The 23,825-nt window shown below is 62.3% G+C and carries 20 protein-coding genes; 8 read left to right on the top strand and 12 right to left on the bottom strand.

Annotation, left to right across the window (positions count from 1 at the left end):
* Window positions 1–7 precede the first annotated feature (7 nt).
* From GEOBRER4_RS11770 to GEOBRER4_RS11730, 9 genes are all read right to left on the bottom strand, one after another.
* A complete protein-coding gene (locus GEOBRER4_RS11770; protein ID WP_185242454.1) occupies window positions 8–1,240 on the bottom strand; it encodes an MFS transporter in 1,233 nt (410 codons plus the stop codon).
* Complete coding sequence (locus GEOBRER4_RS11765; RefSeq protein ID WP_226377768.1) at window positions 1,237–1,680, bottom strand: hypothetical protein; 444 nt, start codon at window positions 1,678–1,680, stop codon at window positions 1,237–1,239. Before GEOBRER4_RS11765 ends, GEOBRER4_RS11770 begins: the two co-directional genes overlap by 4 nt.
* Complete coding sequence (locus tag GEOBRER4_RS11760) at window positions 1,677–2,924, bottom strand: MFS transporter (RefSeq protein WP_185242453.1); 1,248 nt, start codon at window positions 2,922–2,924, stop codon at window positions 1,677–1,679. The genes GEOBRER4_RS11765 and GEOBRER4_RS11760 overlap by 4 nt, the downstream gene beginning before the upstream one ends.
* 392 nt (window positions 2,925–3,316) lie before the next feature.
* Window positions 3,317–3,898 (bottom strand): cysteine hydrolase family protein, encoded by a 582-nt coding sequence (locus GEOBRER4_RS11755; RefSeq protein ID WP_185242452.1) that lies wholly within the window; start codon window positions 3,896–3,898, stop codon window positions 3,317–3,319.
* Entirely contained in the window at window positions 3,895–4,539 is a 645-nt protein-coding gene (locus GEOBRER4_RS11750) for a flavodoxin family protein (protein ID WP_185242451.1), read from the bottom strand. Before GEOBRER4_RS11750 ends, GEOBRER4_RS11755 begins: the two co-directional genes overlap by 4 nt.
* 57 nt (window positions 4,540–4,596) lie before the next feature.
* A complete protein-coding gene (locus tag GEOBRER4_RS11745; protein WP_185242450.1) occupies window positions 4,597–5,355 on the bottom strand; it encodes a CsgG/HfaB family protein in 759 nt (252 codons plus the stop codon).
* A 302-nt stretch (window positions 5,356–5,657) separates the two neighbouring features.
* Window positions 5,658–9,824 (bottom strand): DEAD/DEAH box helicase, encoded by a 4,167-nt coding sequence (locus GEOBRER4_RS11740; RefSeq protein WP_226377953.1) that lies wholly within the window; start codon window positions 9,822–9,824, stop codon window positions 5,658–5,660.
* Window positions 9,825–10,077: 253 nt separating this feature from the next.
* A complete protein-coding gene (locus GEOBRER4_RS11735; protein WP_085812432.1) occupies window positions 10,078–10,959 on the bottom strand; it encodes a carbon-nitrogen hydrolase in 882 nt (293 codons plus the stop codon).
* 12 nt (window positions 10,960–10,971) lie between these two features.
* Window positions 10,972–12,003, bottom strand: a complete 1,032-nt coding sequence (locus GEOBRER4_RS11730) for an agmatine deiminase family protein (RefSeq protein WP_185242448.1) — start codon at window positions 12,001–12,003, stop codon at window positions 10,972–10,974.
* Window positions 12,004–12,175: 172 nt separating this feature from the next.
* On the opposite strand from GEOBRER4_RS11730, the gene nudC reads away from it, so the two are divergent.
* Together nudC and GEOBRER4_RS11720 are read left to right on the top strand one after the other, a co-directional pair.
* Window positions 12,176–13,024 carry an NAD(+) diphosphatase gene (nudC, locus tag GEOBRER4_RS11725; RefSeq protein WP_185242447.1) on the top strand — a complete coding sequence of 283 codons (849 nt, stop codon included), beginning with the start codon at window positions 12,176–12,178 and terminating at the stop codon, window positions 13,022–13,024.
* Between the two features lie 280 nt (window positions 13,025–13,304).
* The gene (locus GEOBRER4_RS11720) at window positions 13,305–16,667 is read left to right on the top strand and encodes a DEAD/DEAH box helicase (protein ID WP_185242446.1); all 3,363 of its coding nucleotides are present in this window, start codon (window positions 13,305–13,307) and stop codon (window positions 16,665–16,667) included.
* Window positions 16,668–16,684: 17 nt separating this feature from the next.
* Here GEOBRER4_RS11720 and GEOBRER4_RS11715 read toward each other — a convergent pair whose 3' ends face one another.
* From GEOBRER4_RS11715 to sfsA, 3 genes are read right to left on the bottom strand one after another with little or no spacing between them, the layout of a single operon-like run.
* Entirely contained in the window at window positions 16,685–17,128 is a 444-nt protein-coding gene (locus GEOBRER4_RS11715; RefSeq protein WP_185242445.1) for an ATP-binding protein, read from the bottom strand.
* Window positions 17,129–17,175: 47 nt separating this feature from the next.
* Window positions 17,176–17,652, bottom strand: coding sequence for a hypothetical protein (locus GEOBRER4_RS11710; RefSeq protein ID WP_185242444.1), 477 nt, complete (start codon window positions 17,650–17,652; stop codon window positions 17,176–17,178).
* A 56-nt stretch (window positions 17,653–17,708) separates the two neighbouring features.
* Window positions 17,709–18,404 (bottom strand): DNA/RNA nuclease SfsA, encoded by a 696-nt coding sequence (sfsA, locus tag GEOBRER4_RS11705; protein ID WP_185242443.1) that lies wholly within the window; start codon window positions 18,402–18,404, stop codon window positions 17,709–17,711.
* A 205-nt stretch (window positions 18,405–18,609) separates the two neighbouring features.
* Between sfsA and GEOBRER4_RS11700 the strand changes: the two genes are divergently transcribed.
* From GEOBRER4_RS11700 to mrdA, 6 genes are all read left to right on the top strand, one after another.
* On the top strand, window positions 18,610–18,987 hold the full coding sequence (locus GEOBRER4_RS11700) for a hypothetical protein (RefSeq protein WP_185242442.1): 378 nt from the start codon (window positions 18,610–18,612) through the stop codon (window positions 18,985–18,987).
* A 102-nt stretch (window positions 18,988–19,089) separates the two neighbouring features.
* Window positions 19,090–19,995: a glucose-1-phosphate thymidylyltransferase RfbA gene (gene rfbA / locus GEOBRER4_RS11695; protein ID WP_185242441.1), complete on the top strand. Its 906-nt coding sequence runs from the start codon at window positions 19,090–19,092 to the stop codon at window positions 19,993–19,995.
* Window positions 19,992–20,480 carry a dTDP-4-dehydrorhamnose 3,5-epimerase family protein gene (locus GEOBRER4_RS11690; RefSeq protein WP_185242440.1) on the top strand — a complete coding sequence of 163 codons (489 nt, stop codon included), beginning with the start codon at window positions 19,992–19,994 and terminating at the stop codon, window positions 20,478–20,480. Before rfbA ends, GEOBRER4_RS11690 begins: the two co-directional genes overlap by 4 nt.
* Before the next feature lie 70 nt (window positions 20,481–20,550).
* Window positions 20,551–21,375, top strand: a complete 825-nt coding sequence (gene mreC / locus GEOBRER4_RS11685; RefSeq protein ID WP_185242439.1) for a rod shape-determining protein MreC — start codon at window positions 20,551–20,553, stop codon at window positions 21,373–21,375.
* Window positions 21,376–21,401: 26 nt separating this feature from the next.
* Complete coding sequence (gene mreD, locus GEOBRER4_RS11680; protein WP_185242438.1) at window positions 21,402–21,884, top strand: rod shape-determining protein MreD; 483 nt, start codon at window positions 21,402–21,404, stop codon at window positions 21,882–21,884.
* Window positions 21,881–23,803 (top strand): penicillin-binding protein 2, encoded by a 1,923-nt coding sequence (gene mrdA / locus GEOBRER4_RS11675; protein WP_185242437.1) that lies wholly within the window; start codon window positions 21,881–21,883, stop codon window positions 23,801–23,803. The genes mreD and mrdA overlap by 4 nt, the downstream gene beginning before the upstream one ends.
* Window positions 23,804–23,825: the final 22 nt, after the last annotated feature.

The raw sequence follows: 23,825 nt of genomic DNA, 5'->3' as shown, positions 1-23,825 counted from the left end.
CGCTCATTTATTTAGCAGGTTCCGGCAGCAAAAAGGCCATGACGGCGGCGACTGCTGTGAGCGTCCCGGCTATGAGGTAGGGGGTGGTGAAGGCGCCGGTGGCCTTGGCGATGATCCCGGCAACGGCGGGACCGACAACCTGCCCCAGCCCGAAGAAGATGGTGATGGTGCCGAATGCGGCGGAGGCGCGCTGCAGCCCCAGGTAGTCCCCGACGGCAGCCGCCATGATGGCGGGGATGGCAAAGACCGCGCAGCCGTACAATCCGAGCGAGAAGGTGAGCCCCAACATCCCGGCCTTCAAGCCTGCCAGCAGGTACGCTGCGGTCTGGACGGTGAAGACGAGGGCAAGCCCCCGCCGCCTGCCGATGCGGTCGGAGAGGGTGCCGAAGCCGATGCCTGAGAAAAAGCTGAAGAAACCGACCCAGGACCAGTAGAGCCCCGCGCGCGCCTCGCTCAGCCCGTATTCCCGCACCATCGTGGTGACGATGAAGGTGCCGTACACCATGAAGGTGGCGCCGAAGACGAGGTAGAGGAGCCCTAGCCTGAAAAGGAGCCGGCCGTCCCCCTTGCGCTCGCGGTGGAGAAACTGCTCCGGGGAGGCGTCCACCAGCCTTCCCACCGGCTCAAGCCCCACGTCGGCGGGGTGGTTTCGCAGCAGAGCCGCCGCCACGCAGGCGATGCCGAGGCAGACCGCGCCCAGCACCATCCACCCCGCGCGCCAGCCGTCGGCACCGAAGCTGCGATTGAGGGCGGGGACCAGGAACCCTGCGAGGATGATCCCTATCCCGTTTCCAGCGATGGCGAATCCGGCGGCCTTGCCGCGCTGTTCGCTGCGAAACCAGAAAGTGACCAGCGCCATCAGGGGGATGTTGGTGAACCCGCTCCCCATCCCGACCAAAGCGTACAGGGCGATGATGGGAAAAAACGAGTGGCAAAGGCCGATACCCATCATGCCGAGGCCGATGACGACAAGGGCGATAGCCGCCATCCACCGGGGAGCCAGCCGCCCCATCAGCTTCGGCGCCACAAGGACCGACGCCAGGTAACCGACGAAATTGGCCGTGCCGATGAACCCCATCCGGTCGTAGCTCAGGGCAAGGCCCGCCTGCATCCCGGGGATGAGCATGGAGTAGGCGTACCGGGCCAGCCCGAAGCAGGAAAAAAGGCCCAGGGCGCAGGTGGCTACGATGATCCATCCGTAGTGGAATCTGCCTTGGGGAAGCGAGGGGGCCTTGGTCATGCAGATGTCTCGTCGTTCGTCGCAGCGGTTGCAGGGTTCCATCTGATGGTGAGGACGGTGGCCCGGGAAAGGCAGTGCCACCGGTGGTATAACCCTTCCCCCCAAATGGCAAAGTCGCCGTGCCTCTCCAGCAGTACGGTCTGCACCTCTTCTGGGGAGAAGTCGGGGGAGGGGGAGAACTCGATACGGAAAGCGGAGCCCTCGCTGACCAGTAAGGAAATGGTCCTTCCCTCGCTGACGGGCTTGGAATTGCCGCTGTCGTCGCCTGAGGGGTGATCGTACCACTTGACGCAGAGACCGGTCAGAGTCTCATGCTTCGGGATGTGCAGCAGGCCCGAAGGGTCGTTTAGCGTCCAGTCGCTGAAGCCGAGGAACCAGCCGGTTCCGTTGGTCTCGGCGTCGTGTGCGTTGCCGGTCTGGATCTTCATGGTTTTTTTCAAAGGTATTCCTCGAAATAATCGAGATCCTTGTGGAAAGTCTCCTGGAGCAGGGAGAGGCTTATCAGCGCGATGACCAGGCAAAGCGCCCCCACGGCAAGCGCGCCCATCTCCAGCCCCAGGACCTTTCGCGCCGACTGGAACAGCATGGTGATGGGGATGGTCATGCCGCGCACGAAATTGGGGACGGTGGTGGCGACGGTGGCCCTAAGATTGGTCCCGAACTGCTCCGCCGCAACGGTGACGAAGATCGCCCAGTACCCGATCCCGAAGCCGAGGAGCCCGCAGATGAGATAGAAGGAGCCTGCGGTAACCCCGGTGGCGCTGAAGTAGCCCGCCACCGCCGCGACGGTCAGCAGCAGGAAAAGAAGCACCACCTTCTTGCGGCTTTTCAGCAGCTGGCTCAAGAGCCCGCTCACGAGGTCACCGGCCACAAGCCCCATGTAGCAGTACATCACGGCGTTGCCGGCGTTGACCGTCCCCTGGACCGCGAGGGCCTTGGCGAACTCGGGGGAAAAGGTGATCAGGACCCCAACGACGAACCAGGAGGGAAGGCCGATCAGGATCGAGTTCATGAAGCGGCCGAAGCGGTCGCGCGAGGTGAAGAGTGCGAGGAAATTTCCCTTGGCTACTTCCTTGGATTCCATCCCCTTGAACATCCCTGATTCCGCCACCGAGACCCGCAGCAGCAGGAGCAGCAGGCCCAAGATGCCGCCGATGACGAATGCTGTGCGCCAGTCGAACTGCTTCGCGACGAAGTTTGCGAGTATGGCTCCCGAGACACCGACAGTCGCCACGATCATGGTGCCGTATCCCCTGATGGAGCGGTGCAGCACCTCGCTCACCAGCGTGATGCCGGCGCCGAGCTCGCCGGCGAGACCCACCCCCGCCATGAAGCGGAGAAAGGCGTATGCTTCGATGGAGTTGGCCATGCCGTTGGCGAGGTTGGCCACGGAGTAGATGAAGATGGAACCGAACATGATCTTGAGGCGCCCCTTCCGGTCCCCGAGAACTCCCCAGAGGATCCCCCCCAGCAGCATCCCCGCCATCTGCATGTTGAGCAGAAACACCCCTTTGTCGATCAGTTCCTGCCCTGAAAGCCCGATGCCCTTGAGGCTCGGCACCCTTACGATGCTGAACAGCACCAGGTCGTAAATGTCGACGAAGTACCCGAGAGCCGCAACTATCACCGGCAGTCCCAAAACCTGCCGCACTACATTTTTCGTATTCCCTTCACTGCATGTCATCCTCAACTCCCGCACCGTCGCAGTAGCTGGTACTCGCGGCGTAGTAAAAAAAGCCGCCCCTTCAGCATTGCTGAAACGGGCGGCTCTGTCTTAGATCATGATTGCTCTGTCTTGTCTTATGACAGGATATTTCAGAACCAGTTCTAATACACTCCTTGGCGCCGGGAAGTCAATCAGATTCCTGAGTGACCTTGATCTTGCAGCAAGCTTAGCGGAATGTTCTCCCTTTGAAAAGAGAGATTGAGGGGGATGTTCAGCGGGAGTGAAATCCCCCCTGTCCCCCCTTCGCAAAGGGGGGGACGTTAGGTCTGACCCAGCCCTTCGTGGGCAAATTAACACCACATCTCTGGTATTCCCCGATGAACCTTTGCAACTGAGGGACAAAAAGGCCCCTAGAGCTGCCCCAGGGCCTCTTCAGTGCTGACTATCTTGGCGTAAGGTATTGCGAGCGCAGACATGAAGGATGCATGCACATCGGCGGCTTTGACCGTCCGCCCCTGGAACTGCAGGTCTCTGGTAGCGCAGGCGTCTTCGACGACGGTACAGTCAAAGCCTAGATCGAACGCTGCCCTGGTTGTAGCGTCTATGCACATGTGGCTCATCGCCCCACAGATCACAAGGTCCTTTATCTGCCGGGCCGCCAGCAGCTCCAAGAGCGAGGTCCCCCGGAAGCTGTTCGGGAAGTTCTTGATTACGATCGATTCGCCCGCCGCGGGCGCCACCATTTGGCTGATCTCGGCGCCGTCGGTGCCGGGGACAAAAAAGGTGGCACCTGGGCGCGCGGCGATGTGCTGGATATGGACAACCGGAGTTCCACTTTTCCTGCACTGCTCGAGCAGGAGCTTCGCGTTAGCAGCGGCTTCCTCTATTCCCGCAAGTTCCATGCTGCCGCCGGGGAAGTAGTCGTTTTGAATGTCGACCAGGATCAGGCAGGTCCCGTTTTCTCCTTTATGCTCCTTGGCTGCCTGGCTCATTGCTGCACCAGCCTGGCGCCGAGCGCGAACGCCTTCTCACAGTCTTCCGGAAACGCCTTCTGGTACCGCTCGCGCCTTATCGCCGGATCGAAGTAGTTGAAGACCACCTTGTCGTAATCCTCGAACTGCAGCGTTTCATTGGCGCAGAGCGATTCGCAGGAGCCGAAGTTGCGAGCGAGGACACCCTCGTTGAGGCCGATGTGGATAGGGTAGGAGTACTGCTTCATGATCTCTTCCGAGACGTTCATGGTGTAGATGAACCCCGTGCGGATGCTGCGGGTGAAGAGCGAGGTCGGAGGGTTGCTGTACACCAGGTACTGGAACAGGAGCCGCTCCATGAACGAGTGCATCTCACCGGTCACCGTCCCGAAGTACACCGGGGAACCGAGAACGAAGGCGTCGGCTTCCGCGAGCTTCTCCAGCACCGGGGTGAGCTCGTCCTGCATGGCGCATTTGCCGTAGCTCTTGCCCCCCTTTAACTTGCAGGCGAAGCAGCTGATGCATCCCTTGTAGTTCAAGTCGTAGAGATGAATCAGTTCCGTCTCGGCGTCGGCCGAAGCCGCCCCTTCGAGGGCCTTTTCCAGCAAGGTTGCCGTGTTCCACTTTTTCCTCGGGCTGCCGTTAATCGCGATTACCTTCATTTGTGTACCTCCTGATGTTGCCAAACTTTCCCTCACCCGCCCTTCGCCCACCCTACGCTACATGGTCACCAGCCTTTGGTTCATCTTCTGTCCCAGTTGGTCCCGCAACTGAAGGATGTTGCCGGCGCCTCCAGTGACTTTCTCGGACAGGACGTTCTCGCAGGTTTCCACATTTATCACGTGACAGATCACGTTCGCCTCGTTGTCGATGACCTCAACGTTGCCGAGTATGATGAACTTGGCGCCGATCTCCTTCCCGATGTTTTGCGCGGTGGTGCTGTCGAGGATAACGCTGTTGGTTAACTTGATCTCGCTGAGAGCCTTGTCGACCTTGTTCCCGTCGATGATCTTTATGTCTTCGCTTTTCCTGAGATAGTAGGTGAGATCGTCAGAGAAGCCCTGACTGAGATGGTCGTACTTCTTCTCTACTGCTTTGATGGTGAAAGGAAGGACGGCAACGGTGTCGTTCTTGGCCAGGTGCAGTTTCTTGCCGATGCTCAGGCTGCTACTTTCAGTGACGGCGGCGGCCTTGACATCAGGCGCTTTGGTTCCTGCCTCGGCAGGAGCGGCAAGCTTTGCAACGCCGCTTGCAGAGAGGGGGACCATGAGCGTATCGTCCATACGCCACATCGCGCCGGTCACTGGGTCCACGACCAGCAGTCCGATCACCCCGCCGAACACGATGTTGCCCCAGTACCAGCCGTTCATGTGCGCGGCAAGCTCGCTGTGGCCGAGATCATATCCGTCCTTGTTGCACGAGATGGTGTATTTGGCCTTCGAGAAGAACCCGTTCCCTGAATCTACTGTGATTATCATTGGAGTTTCGCCGGAATGGATCGCAATGCCCTTCTTGTTGGTCACCGTGCATTTGGCACCTGATGGTGTGGATTGAACGGTTACGGGCCAGCTTGATTTGCTGACGATGCTGGCGCAGCCGGTAAGTGAGACGATCATTGCAGCAGAGAGGGCTTTAACTGCGATTTTCTTCATTGATGCTCCTATGGATGACGGATGAGGATGAAAATCGGCACAATATATAGCAAGTGTTAATTTTAGTCAACTAAGATAAGCAGTTTTATGAGAGTGAGGGGAATGCAGAGTGGGGAGCGAAGCTCGCGCTATTTCCGCAGCAGCGCCAGCAGCTCTTCTGCGCTTATTTTGCCGCTCAGGTCGCTATCGTCGAGCAGGCTGTCGGCCAGGCCGCGCTTTTGCTGGTGCAGACCGACGATCTTCTCTTCTATGGTCCCCCTGGTCACCAGCCGGTAGATGGTGACCGGGCGCTGCTGACCTATGCGGTGGGCGCGGTCGGAGGCCTGGTCTTCGACCGCTGGATTCCACCAGGGGTCCATGTGGATGACGTAGTCTGCGGCGGTGAGGTTGAGTCCGACGCCGCCGGCCTTGAGGCTGATCAGGAACAGGTCGCCGCTGCCGCTTTGGAAGGCGTCGACGCGCTTCTTCCGCTCCTGGGGGGGCGTGCTGCCGTCGAGGTACTGGTAGGGGATCCCGTTCTTCTCTACGTACTGCCGGATCAGCTCCAGGTGTCCGACGAACTGGCTGAAGACAAGGGCCTTGTGGCGGTTCTCGCGCAGCTCCTCCACGATCTCACCGAAGGCGGCCAGCTTGGTGCTCGGGATGGGGGTGTCGGGCAGGACCAGGCGCGGGTTGCAGCAGGCACGCCGAAGCCTCATGATCTCCGCAAGGATCTTCAGGTGCAGCGCGCCCTTTCCCTCGACCTTTCCGACGCCGGCCAGGTTGTCGAGCGCGCTCTTCCTGATCGCCTCGTACAGCGACGCCTCCTCCTCGCTCATCTCTACCTTGATGACGATCTCCGTGCGCGGCGGGAGCTCCTCCAGCACCTGGTTCTTGGTGCGGCGCAGGATAAAGGGCTGGATCAGCTTCTTCAGACGTGCGCGGGCCTTCTTGTCCTGGCTCTTTTCTATCGGCGCGGCGAACTTGACGTTGAACTGCTTCAGGCTCCCCAAAAGTCCAGGGTTGATGAACCGGAACACGTTCCAGAGCTCCCCCAGGTGGTTCTCGATGGGGGTCCCTGTGGCAACCATCTTGAAGGTGCCCTTTAGCTCCATGGCGGCCTGGCTTCTCTTGGTCGCCATGTTTTTGATCGCCTGCGCCTCGTCCAGGATGATCGCCTGCCACTGCACCGCGGCCAGAAGTTCCCCCTCCTGCTGCAAAAGCCCGTAGCTGCAGATGACCAGGTCGAAGGGCTTCAGCTCCTGGAGGAGCTTCGCGCGGTTTTGGCCACCGAAGATGACGGGATTAAGGGTGGGGGCGAACTTGAGGCTCTCGCTCTCCCAGTTGAGGCAGACCGAGGTGGGAGCGACCACCAGCGAGGGCCCCCCCTCCGCCATGGAAAGGATTTGTGCCAGCGCCTGGACCGTTTTACCCAGTCCCATGTCGTCGGCGAGACAGGCTCCAACCCCCCAGTGGGCCAGCCGGTTCAGCCAGTTGAACCCTTCCTCCTGATAGCCGCGCAGTTCCGCCTGGAGCGTGGCGGGGAGCTGGGGGCGGAAGGCCTCGGCTTCGAGCAGCCTTTTGAGTTGGCGCCGCCACTGCTCGTCCGCGTCGAAGCTCCCGGCCTGCCCGGCGAATTCCTCGAAGACGGGGGCGGCGAGGGGATGGAAACGGAAAGCGCTGCTGCCGTGCGGATCGGCGCAGGAGGCGAGGTCGTCCAGGTGCCTTTTGAGCTGGGCGGAGAGAGCCAGGAAATCGCCATCTGCAAGCTGGATGAAGCGGCCTGGGGAATCCTTGGCGAGCTCGACCAGTTGCCGCAGATCTAGCGAGAGCCCCTCGTTCAGCTTCACTTCGCCTTCAAGTTCGAACCAGTCTTTCGCCTGCTTGATAACCAGCCGGCAGTGTCCGGGGGTCGCGACCTGCTTGATCTTGAAGCGCGCCCCTTCCGGCCAGGAAACGCGCACAGCTTCTCCGAGCCCCTGGAGTTGAAGCAGCAGTTCGAGCGCCTTTTCGGTCGAGGGAACCATCCACTCGCCCTCCCATTCCTCGCATTCGGAGAGGACGGGTAGGGCTGCGATCGCTTCGGTCGTGCGGCTTACCTCGAGCTGCAGGTCCCGCTTGGCCTGCACCTTTTTCCCTTCGATGACGGCCATGAGCGTTTCGCCGCCGGCCCCGGGGCGGAAGCAGGGGCCGCTTTCGGACAGGGGGTAGACCAGCAGCTCCAGCCTCAGCCCGGCCTGGTAGGGGAGAAGATGGAAGCAGGGGGTGCTGTCGCTCGCTATCTGTTCGATGGTCGCATCCTCGATGTCCGAGTGCACCGTGACCAGCGAAGAGAGGGAATGAATCGCTGCGAGGGCCTGGTTCTTCGCCTGCGGCGGGAGCTTCAGCCCGCTGCCGAGGATGGCGGCGATGCGGCGGTACTCCTCCTTCACCTGGTACATCTTGAGCCGGGTCGGGGCCTCCTTTTGCAGGTAGATCTTCTGATCCGGCGCGAACTGCGGAGAGATTTGCAGCTTAAGGGTGTCGCCTTCAGTAAGGAGTTGGATCTCCGGCTCACCACGTACAAGTTCCAGGTGCACCGTGCCCGCCGGGTCGAGGTAGAGCTGCGGGTGCCCGACCATGAGCGGCAGGGCCAGGTCGTGGTTCAGCTCGTAGCAGTCCCGGCCGTAATAGCCGTGGCAGCGTTCCAGCTTGATGCAGGCGCAGATGAGCCGGTCCTGCTCGGTGAGGAAATCGATACCCGCCGCGTCTTCGGCCAGACGTTTCGGGGAGATGTTTCTCCCGGAGCTCCATTTACCGTTCGGCGCCTGCTTTTGCTCGCGCGGATGGATCTCGAAGTAGCCGCGCTTCTCGTCGAAGTGCCAGATGAGTCGGGATTGCGATACCGGCTTTTGCTCCGCCTCTTCCTCCTCGCGGTTCAGCCTGATCAGCGCCTGGAGGGCGGTTTGCCAGAACTCGATCTTCGCTACGGCGTGAACCAGGGGGACGACCCCCTTCTGTTTTTGGCGCTTTCCGGTTCGGGAAGCGGGCAAAGGGGCGATGCCGCACTCAAGCACAGTCCACTCCAACTCGTCGGCAAGCCACAGGTATCCTGCGTCGCGTGCCTTGTGGGCCAACGGGGGCAGCTTTGCAGCCTTCTCACGCGCTTTTTCGGATCCGCCCCACTGCAGGGCCATGACGCAGAAAAGGGCGTAGAAGGGGGAGGTGTCGAAGGCGGGGGCGGCGGAGAGCGCCTCAAGGTAGCGGGAGGTGCCGCGCTCCCCGTTTCGCTCCGCGGCCACGTGCTTGAGGATCAGGTAGAGGTCCTGGTGGGGCCAATCTTTCTTGCCGACGACGAAGGCGCAGAAGTCGGCCGCCTGGGTCAGTGAGCGTTCGTTCCCGGCAGCGATGAGGGCCAGGATGTACAACGGGCCGGTGATGTTGTCGAAGAAGGTCTTCCGCTTGCCGGTCTCCTTGCGCAGCAGCGCGAGCGCACTCTCGAACGACGCCGCAGATTCCGGGTAGGCGCCGCGAAGCATCTGTGTCGCGGCGAAGACCGCGGCCTCGGTGGAGCTGGCCCTTTCGCCGGATGCCTTTTCTGCGGCGTCGATTTCGCCTCGCAGCAGCAGTTCCACGCAGAGGACGTCGCATAGCTCCTGCGTCACTCCCTTTGCGGCCGCAAGCTCTGCCAGGAGGGCGAAAGGTGGTTGAGCCGGAATAAGGTGCGCGCCGGCGTAGGAGAGGATCTCCTTCAGGGCAGCCCCCTGCAGCTTGATAGGAAGCGACCGGAACCATTCGAGGTCGAAGGGGGCGTTGCAGATGGTCACGAAGGGGTGGCAGCGCATGAGGTCGTAGGGGAACTGCCGCTTGAAGCGCGCCTCCATCTCGAAAGCGAGCCTTTCGTCTTTGGCGTAGAAGGCTATGCGGACGTCGCGCAGGGCGTGCAGCTGGGTGCGATAATAGCTGCTCCCCCAGTCGGTCTCCATCGGGATCTCTACGTGGATCGCCGAGACCATCTGCGGGAAGGCCCCGTCGGCGACGGCGCTCAGGGTGGCGGCGTGCGTGATATGGATGTCGCAGCGGATGCCGTCTTTTCCCTGGACCACGAGCTTTTTATGAGCGAGCTTTTCCAGCACTTCCGCCAGCACCAATCCGGTGTAGGAGCGCTCTCCGGGGGCGGGGGCGCCCATGCGCCGGAGCACGTTGAGAAGGACGTTTTTGGATAGGGGCGCGTAGAGCACGGAAAGGAGTTGCAGCAGGGTCCTCTCCTCGGGGGTGCAGGAGGAGAAGGTGTCGAGAAGTTTTTGGGTGAGGTTCGCCGGAGAGGACAAGGTCACTCCTGTAATGAAGTCAAAGGCTTTCACCAAACCTAAACCTAGGCGGAACACAGAGTTCTCGGAGGTTCACTGAGGGCGCTGAGGTTTAGTCTGGGAAAAGCAAAGGCACTCACCAACATCAGACATGGATGACGGGGATCGCCTATTCCTGCAAAGCGTTTGTTTGTTGCAAGGTTTCGCTTCACCTCTGGGACCTCCGTGGACCTCTTCGACCTCTGTGTTCCGCCTTTTGGTTTGTAAGTTCTTGGCGCCGTTAATCCCGGTAGCGCTTGACCAGATCCTGATAGGCGTCGATCCTCCTGTCGCGCAGGAAGGGCCAGATGCGGCGCACGTCCTCGCTGCGGCGCAGGTCCAGTTCTACGACCAGAAGCTCTTCCTCTTCTCCTCCCCGCACAAGGAGTTCCCCTTGGGGGCCTGCGGCGAAGCTGGAGCCCCAGAACTTGATCCCGGCGCCGGCGCCGCTTGGATCCTCCTCGAAACCGACCCGGTTCACGCTCACAACGGGGATGCCGTTGGCGACGGCATGGGAGCGCTGGATGGTGACCCAGGCGTCGAGCTGCCTTTTTTGCTCGGCCTCTTCGTCCCTGGGGTCCCAGCCGATGGCGGTGGGGTAGATGAGGAGATCCGCCCCGGCTAAAGCCATGAGCCTCGCCGCTTCGGGGTACCACTGGTCCCAGCAGACCAGGACGCCGAGTTTCCCCACCGAGGTCTGGATCGGTTCGAAGCCGAGATCGCCGGGGGTGAAGTAGAACTTCTCGTAGAACGCAGGGTCGTCGGGGATGTGCATCTTGCGGTACTTCCCGGCGATGCTCCCGTCCTTCTCGATCACCACCGCGGTGTTGTGGTAGAGGCCGGGGGCCCGTTTCTCGAAGAGTGAGGTGACGATCACCACGCCGAGCTCGCGGGCCAGTGCCCCGAAATGCTCGGTGGAGGGGCCGGGGATCGACTCGGCGAGGTCGAAGCAGGCGGTATCCTCGGTCTGGCAGAAGTAACTGCCGGTGTGGAGCTCCTGCAAAAGGACCAGTTTGGCCCCCTTGGCTGCGGCCTCGCGGATCGAGGCGGAGGTTGCGGCTATCATCTTCTCGCGGTCTGGGCGGAGCGCCTGCTGGACCAGCGCGACTTTCAGTTTTTGCATGTAAATCTCCCTCTATCTTTTCAGGGTTCCCTTGGGGAGCTGCATGGTGACGCAGTGCAGCGAGCCGTGCTGCAGGATGAGCGGCAGACAGTCGATGCCGACGATCTCGCGCCCCGGGAAAGCTTCACCTATGGCGGCAAGTGCGGCGGCGTCGTATCGGTCCTGGTAGGTCGGCACCAAGACCGCGCCGTTTATCACCAGGAAGTTGGCGTAGGTAGCAGGCAGGCGCTCCCCGTCCTCGTCGAACCTGGCGGCGGGCCAGGGGAGGGGGATGGCGCGGTAGGGGCGGCCGTCGCGGGTCCGGAAGGAGAGGATCTCCTGCTCCATCGCTGCGAGCGCCTGGTAGTGCTCGTCTTCGGGGTCATCGCAGCGGATGTAGGCGATGGTGTTCTCCGGGCAGAGCCGGGCCAGCGTGTCCACGTGCGAGTCGGTGTCGTCGCCGGCAAGGTAGCCGTTGGCAAGCCACAGGAAGCGGTCGCTACCGAAGAGCCCGTGCAGTTCCTCCTCCAGCTCGATCCGGGTCAGGTGCGGGTTGCGGTTGTCGTTCATCAGGCACTCTTCGGTGCTTAGGATGGTGCCTTCCCCGTCGCTCTCGATGCTCCCCCCTTCGAGGATGAGTCCCACCGTGTCGAGCGGTGCGCCCCATACCCCCAGGGCCTGGAGCCGCTTGTTGATCCTGTTGTCCAGGTCCGAGGGGAACTTGAGACCCCAGCCATTGAAGCCGAAATTGAGGAGCCTCGGTGCGCCGTCTTCCTCGACCGTGATGGGGCCGAAGTCGCGGGCCCAGGTGTCGTTGGTGTCGACCTGGTTGATTCTGACCTTCTCCAGGTTCGCGCCGCAGGCGGCGAGCTTCTCGCGTACCAGGTCCGGATCGGCGGCCGCCACGACGGCGGTCTCGAAACGGCTGATCGCGGTCACTATCTGTGCGAAAACCGGCTCCACCGCGTCGAGGTACGGCGCCCAGTCGCTGTTTTCGTGCGGCCAGGCGAGGAGCACCCCGTCCTGCGGTTCCCATTCTGCCGGCAATCTTCTTACTTGTTCCAATCTCTGCTCCTGAAGGAGAAATAGCTGCCAAACCGTGAAAAATTAGCATACTGGGCGAAGGCAATGCAAGCCAAAAGGGGGGCGCAACGGCAATGAAACCCGTTGCTTCCGGCAGCCGTTCCTGTATTATGCCTGGCACTGCAAAGAGACCTTCTGTACCAGGAGTTGCCACATGTCTTACCCCGATACGGTCAACCTTCCCTTCAACGCTGAGATCATCAAATCGCGCTTCACACAGATAAAGCCCAACGGCGACGCCTATGCCGGCCCTGGCCACCTGGTGCTGCTCCAGGGGGAGAACCTGGTGCTGGACGGCGAAGCTCTCTACCGCGGCGAGCTTCCGGCAGAGCTTGCCGCCGACGGGGCGCCGCTTCTCTTCGGAACCTGGGACGGCGAGCCGGTCCGGGTCTACACCCTGCCCAAGTCGCAGGTTCTTCCTGAGGGGCTGCGCGCGGCGCACTGGACCGCGCTTCCTGACGACCTCGCCACGCTCTACGGGCTCGCCCGCCAGATCCTCTACTGGGAAAAGCTAAGCCGCCACTGCTCGCGTTGCGGAAGCGGCGAGATGGAGCGCATCCTCCCCACCTGGGGCAAGCGCTGCGCCGGCTGCGGCCACGAGCACTATCCCCATATCCACCCCTGCATCATCGTCCTGGTCCAGCGCGGCGACGAGTTCCTACTGGTGCGCAAGCCCGAGTGGGTCGCCGGGCGCTTCAGCCTCGTTGCCGGCTTCGTCGACTTCGGCGAGTCCCTCGAGGAGTGCGTGGTCAGGGAGGTCAAGGAGGAAACCGGCTTGACCGTAGGGGACATCCGCTACATCGGCAGCCAGAACTGGCCTTTCCCCAGCCAGCTTATGGCGGGCTTCGTGGCGAGCTACCGCTCGGGCGAGATCGACGTGGACGGGGACGAACTGGAGGACGCGGGCTGGTTCAGCCGCGAACGCATGCCCGACTCCCTCCCGGCTCCCCGCAGCATAGCGCGCTTCATCATCGACCGCTTTGCGTTAGGAAAGGGTGCTTAAAAAAAATCATTAAAGTTTTATCCGGCTGCTCCGATAGCTCTTTATTAACACCCCGGAGTAAAAAACCCAGGGTCTCCTTTTTAGGGGGATGGTTAATGCCATCCCCCATTTTTTGTCCCCGCTGTCCCTTACTATCCCCCCTTTCGACCCTGCATTTCCTCGACGCGCCGCTAGATTAGTCCCGTTTGCTTTCGCCTCTCATGGTGTTGTTGTATTGGCGCGCGCTTTCTGCTAACTTAAACGGTTCGTTACGGCAGCCCCTGGCGGGAGAGCAGATCCAATGGAAATAATGTCGAACCCCCTGCTGCGGCATCTTTTCCAGATGCCCGCCTCAGGCATATACGCACTCGCCGACAAGGTGCACCTCTTCAACGGCTTCGAGCTCTGCAAGAGGAGGCCGGTCACCCGGGTCACCTGGAGCGAGGACGGCACCGTGCTCACCGTCGAGATCTCAGATGCCGGGAGCTGCCTGGTAACGTTGACCCTGCTCCAGGGGGACTTTTCCAGCACCTGCAACTGCGGCGCCTGGAGTCCCGGAGGACGCTGCCCCCACCTGGTCGCCTCTCTCGCCACGCTGAAAAAGGCGCTGGCGCCGGCCTCCTTCCCCATGCTGCAGCTCCCGCAGGACTATCTGGAGCAGATCCGCAACCAGCTTTTGGTCGTCCCTGCGCCGATAAGCGACGACCTGCGTTATCCCCAATCGGGTGAGGCGCGCTACGCGCTGGTCCTCGACCTGGAACTCGGATCCCCCCGGCTGCGCCTGACCCAGGACCTCGCTCCCGCGGCGCTTTTCGATGCCGCGCTTCCTCCCTCCATCCGCGAGTTTTTGAGGCTCATGCAATCCTCCGCCTTGCGCGGCCGCTGCATCGAAGAGTTCCTCACCCGCTTTCGTGGCAGGTTCCCCGTCCTTTTCGACTCCCCAGAAGGGATGGTCCCGCTCAGGTACGACCCCTCAACCCAGCGGGCCCTCTTGCTGCAGCTGGACCTCGACGGGGAGGAGCTCGCGGCGAGCCTGTCGCTTGAGGATGGTTCCGCGCCAGATCCCGGCTCCTTTGTCCACGAGGGGTACTACTTCGACCTTGGCCGCCGGCTGGTGCAGCGGGTGGACGATGCGGGTCTTGTTTTCTACCGGTCGCTTTACGCGCGGGTCGAATCGGCTTCGGGTGGTGCGCCTTGCCGCGATGACAAGGGTTTCCGCTTCCCCGCCAGGCTCTTCAACCCGCTGCAGTTCGACCTGGGCGAGCCGCGGCAGGGGAAGGGGGGCGTCGCTTTTTCTGTTGCCGGTACCCCGGTGATTCCGAGGCTGGTCCAACCGCGCTACCGCCTTGACATCCGCGAGCTCGCCGAGCAGGCGCCGATCGCTGCCGAGGGGGTTGCCGACGGGCTGGTCTTCGGTCTGGCGCCCGTTGCCTTCAGGTTTTTCAGCGCCCAGGGGCGCGCCAGCCTCCCGCAGACGCTCAAGGCGAAGAAACGTGTTATCTCAGTGATCAAGGCCTGTTTCAATGCCCTTTCTGCCGGGAGTCCCGCTGAACGCGAGAGGGTGGTCCGGCAGGCGCTGGACACCCCTGAGTTCTTCAAGCGCGGCGTCCGCTCCGAGGCGCGCTCCGCCGTTTCCTCCTTTTGCGAGGCGGCGCTCACCCAGGGTGTGATGCTGCAACTGTCGCAGCAGGGGGAATGGCTGGCGGTTGAGGTGGAGGGGAGACTGCAGGCCAGGCTGTTGCAGATCGCCTGCGACTTCTTCGGCTGCGAGATCTTCTGGCAGGCCGAGCACCCCGGGGAAATGACGCTGGAGCGAAAAGAGCTGATCAAGGGCCTTTCCCGCTTCTGCGACGCTCTGGCCGGGGAGGGGTTCTCGCTTTCCATCGGGGGGGAGGAGCTGCAGACCGTTTCCTGGTCTTTCACGCTGGACGCGACCCGCTCCACCATCGACTGGTTCGAACTGCGCCCTGAGATCAGCTGCGACGGCGAGACGGTGGACGATGCAGAACTGGTCCGCGCCCTCCAGGGGGGCGGGATATTCAGGCGCGGCAACCAGATGCTGATACTGGACGAGTTGAGCAGCAGCACCCTCTCCCTCTTCGGCGCCGCGACCAAACGTGAGGTGGTCCGCGTGCCGCGCCTGCAGATCCTTGACTGGATCACGCTCAGGCGCAGCGGGGTGCGGGTGCTCCTGTCTGCCGAGGACGAACGGATCTTCGAGAGCCTGAACCGCTTCGAGAGCGTCCCCAGGCGCCCGGCTCCGGCGAGGCTCCTGGCGACGCTCAGGAACTACCAGCTGGAAGGGTACAGCTGGCTCGCCTTTCTCTACGAGCACCGTTTCGGAGCCTGCCTAGCCGACGACATGGGGCTCGGAAAGACCATCCAGGCCATCGCCCTTCTGGCCGGGATCGCCGAGGGGGAGATCCCCTGCGAGCTTGCGCAAGGGACGCCGCACCTGGTGGTGGTCCCGCCGACCCTCATCTTCAACTGGGAGAGCGAGCTTATGCGCTTTTACCCAGCTTTGAAAGTCGGGGTCTACCGCGGGCAGGGGCGCAGCGCCGACTTCTCCGGCTTGGACCTTGTGCTCACCAGCTACGGCGTGGTGCAGCGCGACATCGAGCAGCTTAAGGAGATCCCGTTCAACGTCATCGTCTTCGACGAGGCGCAGTCGGTTAAGAACATCCACGCGGAGACTACCGGCGCCGTGCGCAGGTTGACCGGGAGGTTCAAGCTCACCCTCACCGGGACACCGGTTGAGAACCACCTGGGGGAGTACTTCTCGGTCATGGACCTGGCGCTTCCAGGGCTTTTGGGCCCCTACGAGCAGTTCCGCAAGGAGATGGGGCGGGAGGGGGGCGAGTTCATGGAGAAGCTCGTCCGGCGCACCCACCCCTTCATCCTGAGAAGGTCTAAGGACATGATCGCGGACGAGCTCCCCCCGAAGGTCGAGACCGACATCTACCTGGAGATGAGCCCGAGGCAGAAGGCGCTCTACGCCCGCACCGTGGCCCAGGTGCGGGAAACTGTGGCGCAGGCCTACAGTTCGCGAAGCCCCGGGCAGGCCCGAATCATCGCCCTGACCGCCATCTTGAAGCTGCGCCAGATCTGCCTGAGCTCCAAGCTCATCCTGCCGCAGGCCGCAGACCGCTCCCCGAAGATCGACTTCCTGGTGGACCAGCTGCAGGAGCTCTTCGCCGAGGGGCACAGCGTCCTGGTCTTCTCGCAGTTCACCTCGTTTCTGGACATCGTGGAGCAGGGGCTTTCCCAGCACGGCATCGGCTTTTCCAGGCTCGACGGCTCGACCCCGGTCGCGCGCAGGAAGGATATGGTGCAGAGGTTCCAGGAGTCGCCCGAGCCGGGGGTATTCCTGTTGAGCCTCAAGGCGGGGGGGCGCGGCCTGAACCTCACCCGCGCCTCCTACGTCTTCCACCTGGACCCCTGGTGGAACCCTGCCGTCGAGAGCCAGGCCTCCGACCGCGCGCACCGGATCGGGCAGCAGCGTCAGGTCACCATCACAAGGCTCCTGATGCGGCACAGCATCGAGGAGAAGATGATGGAGCTCAAAAAGCGGAAATTGAAACTGTACCGGGCGCTTTTGGAAGAGGCCGAGCACGAGGGGGGCAACGCCATCAGCCGCGAGGATTTCGAATACCTGCTGGGGTAGGGGAGTTTCTAGAGTCGCTAGGCCTGGGGCTGGGTGAAGTACCTGCAGAAGGAGAGAGTGTTACTGCCGTTTTTTGAGCTGTAGCTCACCTCGTCCATGATGGTCTCGATGATGAAGAGCCCCATGCCATTCTCGGGGATGGACCCGATCACCTCGGGGTCGAATTCAAGGCTCCTGGGGGCGTACTGCTCTATCGCCTTTCCGCTGTCGGAGACGGCGAATGAGATGCGGTCGTGGTGCAGGGTGATGGCCGTGTCGACCCGGAACCCCTCCTGCCTTCGGTAGGCGTGGGTGATGGCGTTGTTGAGGGCCTCGACGACGCAGACCTCCATCTCGCCGTAGGCTTCTTCCTTAAGTGGGGAGCAGGCGCAGACGCCGCGCACCGCGTGTCCCACCAGGGCCACGTCGGAGAGCTTGCTCTCGATGCTGAGGTATAGGGTCTTGCTCGGTTTGATTATCACGCTGTCCCGCTCTTGCCGCCCCCTTCGCTATCCCCGCGGCCGGTTCGTCACTGCACCTGTTTTTGCGCCTTGGCCCCCGTTTCCTGCCTTTGCGCCGCCTGCTCCACCCAGGACTGCGCCACCGAGAGCTGTTTCAGAAACTCCGCCGCGAAGAGGAACTCCCCGACCGGAGCCGCCACGTTGATGCTCTCCTCGCCGCGCTGCACCGAGAAGGCGTACCCCTTTTTGCCGTTTCTTTGGTAGCATTCGACGCTAAGCCTGGTGACGGTCTCGCCTTCGGCGCTCTCGTAGCGGTGGGTGAGGGTTTCCTTTCCCCCCTCCTGTTGCACCTGATTCATCCTTCTGGAGATCTCGAACGCCTCCCACGGCTCGGCCACAAACCTGATCTGCGGCGCGCCGGCTGCGAGCCTGAAAAAGCGGAAGGCGACCCTTCCTTCCTCGGGTTTACCCTGCTGCTTCTTCTCGCTGGGGGAAATCTCGACGCCGCTCTCCTTGGCGTATATGGTACATCGGGGCATTCTCATTGGACCCTCGGCACAATGCCTATAACTGTAGCGTCCTTGCAAGCGATGTCAACCGTTTAGAGTACAACCGGCAGCGAGCGTTCCAGGCGTACCTCGGTCCGGGTCACCTCGGCGCGGTAAGCGAGGAGTTCCACCCCCTTTTGTGCCGCTTCCCTCAAGAGCCTGCCGTAGACGGGGTCGATGGCGTCGGCCGGGGCAAGGGCCGAGCCGTCGCCGCGCTGCACGATGAAGAGGTTCACCGCCCTGTGTCCCTGGCGCACCATCTTCATCAGCTCCCGCAGGTGCTTTTGCCCCCTTTCGCTGACCGCGTCGGGGAAGAGGGCGACCCCGTCCTTTACCAGGGTGACGTTCTTGGTTTCCACGTAGCAAAGCCCCCGCTCCCCGGAGAGCAGAAGGTCGATACGGCTCCCGGTGCCGTAGGGGACCTCGCTGCGGATCTGCTGGTATCCGGAGAGCTCGGCGATGGTGCCGTCGAGGATCGCCTCTTTGGCGAGCAGGTTTGGGAGCTGGGTGTTGATGCCGATCCAGACGCCGTCGGCCTGCACCAGTTCCCAGCTGTGAGGGTATTTCCTGGTGAGGCTCGCGCTTTTGGAAAGGAGGACACGGTTGCCGGCGCAGGCGCACCCCATCATGCTCCCGGTGTTGGGGGTGTGGGCGGTGACCACTGTTCCGTCCTCCAGCTCGACGTCCGCCAGAAAGCGCTGGTAGCGCCGTATCAGGGTCCCCTGGAAAAGCGGCTGCGGCAGTTTCATCCTCTCTCCTTGTCCCGCGCTGCGCGGGTCGCTTGAAAATGAGGAAAAAGGGTACCTGTTCGCGACCCGTGCTGTCCAGAGAAAAAACTCTCCGCCACCGGCATGCGCCTGATGCAGAAATATATTGATCTCATTGGTGATTCTGCTAGACTCGGTGGCTGGATCGTGTTGGATTCAGGGCTGCGGAAGCGGCAGCGGAGGTGGCATGGCCAAGGGACGGCAAGAACATGAGGACCACCTGGCGGCGGTGCAGCTGCTGGGGAAATCAGTCAGCAAGAGGGCGGGGTTTCGCTGCGAGTGGTGCGAAGGCGACCAGGAGTTGCGTCTTTGGGAGTACCAGCCGGACCAGGAACCCATGGAGGCGAACCTGGCGCTCATCTGCCAGGGGTGCCGCGAGCTTCTGGCGGCCAAAAGGCCCGACCCCCGCAGGCTCCGTTCGCTGCGCAACGCGCTCTGGAGCGAGGTGCCGGCGGTAGCCGAAGGGGCAGCGACGCTCCTCTCACGCTGCCCGGAGTCATGGGTGCGCGAGGCGATCGAAGAGAGTTTCATCGACGAGAAACTGAAGGAGAAGCTCCTCACTTGACGGCAACCTCTGAGCGAACCCTTTATTGGTTTGACGCAGGGGGCGCCGGTGTGATAAAAAAGGGCTTTTGTTAATGTGATCGAAGATTTGAAAGGTTCAATCATGCCACAAGGAATCAAGAAGGGGATTCTCCTTGCCGGAGGCGCGGGGAGCAGGCTTTACCCCCTGACCCTGGTAGCCAGCAAGCAGCTGCAGCCGGTCTACGACAAGCCGATGATCTACTACCCGCTGGCGACGCTGATGATGGCGGGGATCGCTGACGTGCTGATCATCTCCACCCCGCAGGACACCCCCCGCTTCCAGGCTCTTCTGGGCGATGGCTCGCGCTGGGGGATCCGTCTTTCCTATGCGGTGCAGCCCGAGCCCAACGGCATCGCGCAGGCGTTTGTCATCGGGGAAGAATTTATCGCGGGCGAACCGGTCTGCCTGATCCTTGGGGACAACATCTTCTACGGCAAGATGGAGCTGGACCGCCTGATCGCCGGTTTCGACGGCGGCGCCAGGATCTTCGGTTACTACGTGCAGGACCCCGAACGCTACGGCGTGGTCGAGTTCGACCACGACGACCGGGTGCTCAGCATCGAGGAGAAGCCGGCGTTTCCCAAGTCGAACTACGCGGTGCCGGGGCTGTACCTCTACGACGGCAAGGTGTCGCAGATCGCCAAGGGGCTGAAACCCTCGGCGCGGGGGGAGCTGGAGATCACCGACGTCAACATGGAATACCTGAAGCGGGGCGAACTTTCTGTGCAAAGGCTCGGGCGAGGCATCGCCTGGCTCGATACCGGCACCCACCAAAGCCTGCTCGAGGCATCCCATTTCATCGGAACCCTGGAGGCGCGGCAGGGGCTCAAGATCGGCTGCCTTGAGGAGATCGCGCTCCGTATGGGGTACCTGGACTGCGCTGCCATGGCCAAGGTCATCGAAGCCACTCCGAACTCCTCTTACCGCGAATACTTGCTGCGAGTCTACAACGAGACCACGCTCTGCGGGGGAGGGGAGAAGGCGTGAACGGCATAACCAGTTTCACCAAAGGGCGCATCCACGACGTGGTGCTGAGGCCGCTGGGTAAGTTCCTGGACGAACGGGGGTGGCTCTGCGAGCTTTTCCGCAGCGACGAGCTGGACCAGCAGGTGCTCCCGGCCATGGCCTACATCTCCATGACCCAGCCGGGGATTACCCGCGGGCCGCACGAGCACGTCGACCAGACAGACTACTTCTGCTTCATGGGGCCTTCTAACTTCAAGGTCTACCTCTGGGACATGCGCCCCGATTCCCCGAGCTGCGGGGTCAGGCAGATCATCTACGCCGGCATCGATGCTCCGATGGCCATGATAGTTCCGCCGGGAGTGGTGCATGCCTATCGCAACGTCGGGACCGAGCACGGCATCGTCTTCAACGCCCCCAACCGGCTCTACGCCGGAGACGGGAAGCGCGAGCCGGTGGACGAGGTCCGCTACGAGGAAGTAGCCGGGTCGCCGTACCTGATCGATTAGCGGCGAGGCCGCTTCTCTTTGATCGCAGTTATAGGGGGCCGCAGCGCCCCCTAAACCTTTTTTGAGGCCGATGAAAAACTTTCTAATCCGCTACAGGCGCTTCCTTTTGACCGCTGCCATCCTTTTGGCTGCGTTTTTGACCTACGCGCTGAACCTGAGGAACAAGGAGCACGCGAACCCGGTGGAGCGGGCCGTTATGACGCTGACCGCTCCCATCGCCGGCTCTGCTGCCTTTTTGAGCGGCGGGGTGGGGGATATCTGGAACAACTACATCGATCTCATCGAGGTAAGGCGCGAGAACGTAGAGTTGAGAAGAAGCGTCAAACGGCTGAACGAGAGGATAGTCGCCAACAACGAGGCGATCGCGGAAAACCTGAGGCTGAAGGCCATGCTCGATTTAAAGCAGAGCGTCGCCATCCCCTCCATCGCGGTCTCCGTGATCGGCGAGGACAGCTCGGCCTGGTTCAAGACGCTGGTGGTGAATCGCGGCAGCGATGACGGCCTGGTGGAGGGGATGCCGGTGGTGGCCGCAGGCGGCGTCGTCGGCCGTGTGATCAAGGTCGCGCCCCAGAGCTCCCGCGTGCTGCTGCTCACCGACCATGCCAGCGCCATCGCCGCCGTGGTCCAGCGCTCGCGGGCCAGAGGGATCGTGCGCGGCGCGGGCGGGGGGCGCTGCTCGCTGGAATTCACGGTGAAGGACGAGGACGTGAAAGTAGGCGACACGGTGATCAGCTCCGGCGTCGGCGGCGTCTTTCCCAAGGGGCTCCCCATCGGGGAGGTCACCATGGTCAAGAAAGGGGAGTACGGCGTCTTCCAGACCATCGAAGTCCGCCCCACGGTCAACATCGGGAGGCTGGAAGAGATGCTGGTGCTGGTACGCCAGCAACAACAATAGTTTGCAACAAGCACGGGTAACGAGCTTTGATAGCCTACTTTAAAATAACCGGGATCGTCCTGGCCGCCTGCCTGCTCCAGATGACGCTCCTTCCCAGGTACCTTCTGGATCCCTTCCAGCCCAACCTGATCATCATCCTCGTGGTCTACCTGGGGCTCAAGGCGCCACACCGCCTGGCTGGGCTTGCCGCCTTCGCGCTTGGACTGCTCCAGGACAGCTTCAGCGGCATGTACCTCGGGCTGCACGCCTTCTCCTATCTCTGCATCTATCTCCTTTTGTCCGAACTGGCCGACAGGCTGTACACCGACAACCGGGCGCTCTTCGTGCTGGTGGTTATTGCTGCCACCCTGTTCAGCGCCGCCTTGAACCTGCTCATGCTTACCATATTTTCAGTATCGCAAGGGGTTTACGCTTCTCTGCTGCCGGCCCTGATACCCCAGGCGCTGATCAACGCGCTGATCGCCTCGCTGTTTTCCGGCGTGAGGCTTCCGGTGGAGGAGGCGCGATGAAGCACAACATACTGCCCGACGACGACGGGGGCGGCCGCCGCATCATAGGCCTCTCCTTCGGCGCCTTCGCCATCTTCTTCCTGCTTTTGTCCCGGCTTTGGTACCTGCAGGTGGTGAACGCCGACGACCTGATCAACCAGTCCGAGAACAACCGGCTCCGTTTCGTCCCGGTAGCCGCTCCGCGAGGCGCCATCCTCGACAGAAACGGCAAGGTGCTGGTCTCCAACACCCCCTCCTTCTCCGTCGCCGTCATCCCCCAGGACGTGAAGGACAAGGAGCAGTTGATCGACAACCTGGCGCGTTACCTGAACCTCGACCGCAACGAGATCGAGACCAAGTGGAACAAGGGGCAGGGGAGGGCCAAATACTACCCCCTGGTGGTCGCCTCCGGGATCACGCGTGACCAGATGGAGTTCCTCGAGGAGAACCGGCTCTCACTGTCCGGGGTGAACATCGAGATGAAGCCGATCCGCGCCTACGCCAACGGCACGCTCGCCTCGCACCTTTTGGGGTACCTGGGCGAGGTGAACGAGGAGGAGCTGACCTCGGAAAAGTACCAGGAGTACAACGCCGGGGACTACATAGGCAAAAGCGGCATAGAGAGGGCCTGGGAGTCGTACCTGCACGGCACCGACGGCGGGCGACAGATAGAGGTGGACGCCCGCGGACGCTTCCTGCGCACCGTGGCCGAGACCGGCTCCAGCGTCGGCAACACCGTGGTGCTTACCGTGGACCTGAACCTGCAGAAGGCCGCCGAGGAGGCCATGGGCGACATGGCCGGGGCTGTCGTGGCCATGGACGTCAACACCGGCGAGATCCTCGCCTTCAGTTCCAATCCGGACTACGATCCTGCGCTTTTCACCGGGCGCATGCCCCCCGACGTCTGGAAAAAGTACCTGGAGGACGAGCGGCACCCTCTGGAAAACAAGGCGCTCAAGGGGATGTATCCCCCGGGCTCCACCTTCAAGATCATCACCGCCATCGCGGGGCTTGAGGAGGGGCTCATCGACCAGAACACGACGGTCGAGTGCAACGGCTCCTACAAGTTCGGCAACGCCACCTTCAGGTGCTGGGAGCACAAGGGGCACGGCACGGTGAACCTGAAGCGCTCGCTGCGGGAATCCTGCGACGTCTTCTACTACAAGCTCGCAGAGCGCCTGGGGGTGAACCGCATCGCGGCCTACGCCAAACGCTTCGGCTTGGGGACCCCGATGGGGATCGGCCTCGAGAACGAGAAGGGTGGGATCATCCCCACCGACGAGTGGAAACTAAAGCGCTTCGGCAAGAAATGGTTTGCCGGCGAGACGCTTCCCGTAGGCATCGGGCAGGGGTACGTCCTCACCACCCCGATCCAGCTCGCCTCCATGATAGCGACGGTGGCCAACGAGGGGAAAATCTACCGCCCCCAGCTGGTGAAGCGGGTGGTGGACGCCGACGGCAAGGTGTTGAAGGAGTTCTCGCCCCAGGTGGCCGGGACGACCGGGTTGAAGCCCGAGACCTACCGCCTGGTAAAGGACGGGCTTTTCGCAGTAGTCAACGAGCCGCGCGGCACCGGCGGCATGGCGAGGCTTTGGGAGGTGAAGGTCGCTGGGAAGACCGGCTCGTCCCAGGTGGTGCGCGACAGCAAGGCGGGAATGGCCTACAAGTACCGGGACCACGCCCTCTTCGTGGCGTTCGCCCCCTATGAAAAGCCCGAGATAGCGGTCGCCGTGGTGGTCGAGCACGGCGAGCACGGAGGGAGCGCGGCGGCGCCGGTGACCGGCAAGGTTCTGCGCGCCTACTTCGAGGGGAAAGGCGTGATCAAGAAGCCGGTCCCGAAGGTCAAGCCGCTGCAGGACGGCGAAGCTGTGGCCGAACCCGACGGCGCAGAGGCCGCCCCGGCCCCGGTCCCCCCGGCCCCGGCAGGCTCCGACAGATAGCTCCGATTTTCCCATCGGAACA

The sequence above is a fragment of the Citrifermentans bremense genome (assembly GCF_014218275.1).
Lineage (GTDB): Bacteria > Desulfobacterota > Desulfuromonadia > Geobacterales > Geobacteraceae > Geomonas > Geomonas pelophila.
This window is presented reverse-complemented; position numbering and strand designations above follow the sequence as displayed.

Bases quoted from the DNA above. Each gene is read 5' to 3' on its own strand.
- GEOBRER4_RS11770 (WP_185242454.1), bottom strand. From the start codon at position 1,240: ATGACCAAGGCCCCCTCGCTTCCCCAAGGCAGATTCCACTACGGATGG.
- GEOBRER4_RS11760 (WP_185242453.1), bottom strand. From the start codon at position 2,924: ATGACATGCAGTGAAGGGAATACGAAAAATGTAGTGCGGCAGGTTTTG.
- GEOBRER4_RS11755 (WP_185242452.1), bottom strand. From the start codon at position 3,898: ATGAGCCAGGCAGCCAAGGAGCATAAAGGAGAAAACGGGACCTGCCTG.
- GEOBRER4_RS11750 (WP_185242451.1), bottom strand. From the start codon at position 4,539: ATGAAGGTAATCGCGATTAACGGCAGCCCGAGGAAAAAGTGGAACACG.
- GEOBRER4_RS11745 (WP_185242450.1), bottom strand. From the start codon at position 5,355: ATGATAATCACAGTAGATTCAGGGAACGGGTTCTTCTCGAAGGCCAAA.
- GEOBRER4_RS11735 (WP_085812432.1), bottom strand. From the start codon at position 10,959: ATGCAAAAACTGAAAGTCGCGCTGGTCCAGCAGGCGCTCCGCCCAGAC.
- nudC (WP_185242447.1), top strand. From the start codon at position 12,176: ATGTCTTACCCCGATACGGTCAACCTTCCCTTCAACGCTGAGATCATC.
- GEOBRER4_RS11720 (WP_185242446.1), top strand. From the start codon at position 13,305: ATGGAAATAATGTCGAACCCCCTGCTGCGGCATCTTTTCCAGATGCCC.
- GEOBRER4_RS11710 (WP_185242444.1), bottom strand. From the start codon at position 17,652: ATGAGAATGCCCCGATGTACCATATACGCCAAGGAGAGCGGCGTCGAG.
- sfsA (WP_185242443.1), bottom strand. From the start codon at position 18,404: ATGAAACTGCCGCAGCCGCTTTTCCAGGGGACCCTGATACGGCGCTAC.
- GEOBRER4_RS11700 (WP_185242442.1), top strand. From the start codon at position 18,610: ATGGCCAAGGGACGGCAAGAACATGAGGACCACCTGGCGGCGGTGCAG.
- rfbA (WP_185242441.1), top strand. From the start codon at position 19,090: ATGCCACAAGGAATCAAGAAGGGGATTCTCCTTGCCGGAGGCGCGGGG.
- mreC (WP_185242439.1), top strand. From the start codon at position 20,551: ATGAAAAACTTTCTAATCCGCTACAGGCGCTTCCTTTTGACCGCTGCC.
- mrdA (WP_185242437.1), top strand. From the start codon at position 21,881: ATGAAGCACAACATACTGCCCGACGACGACGGGGGCGGCCGCCGCATC.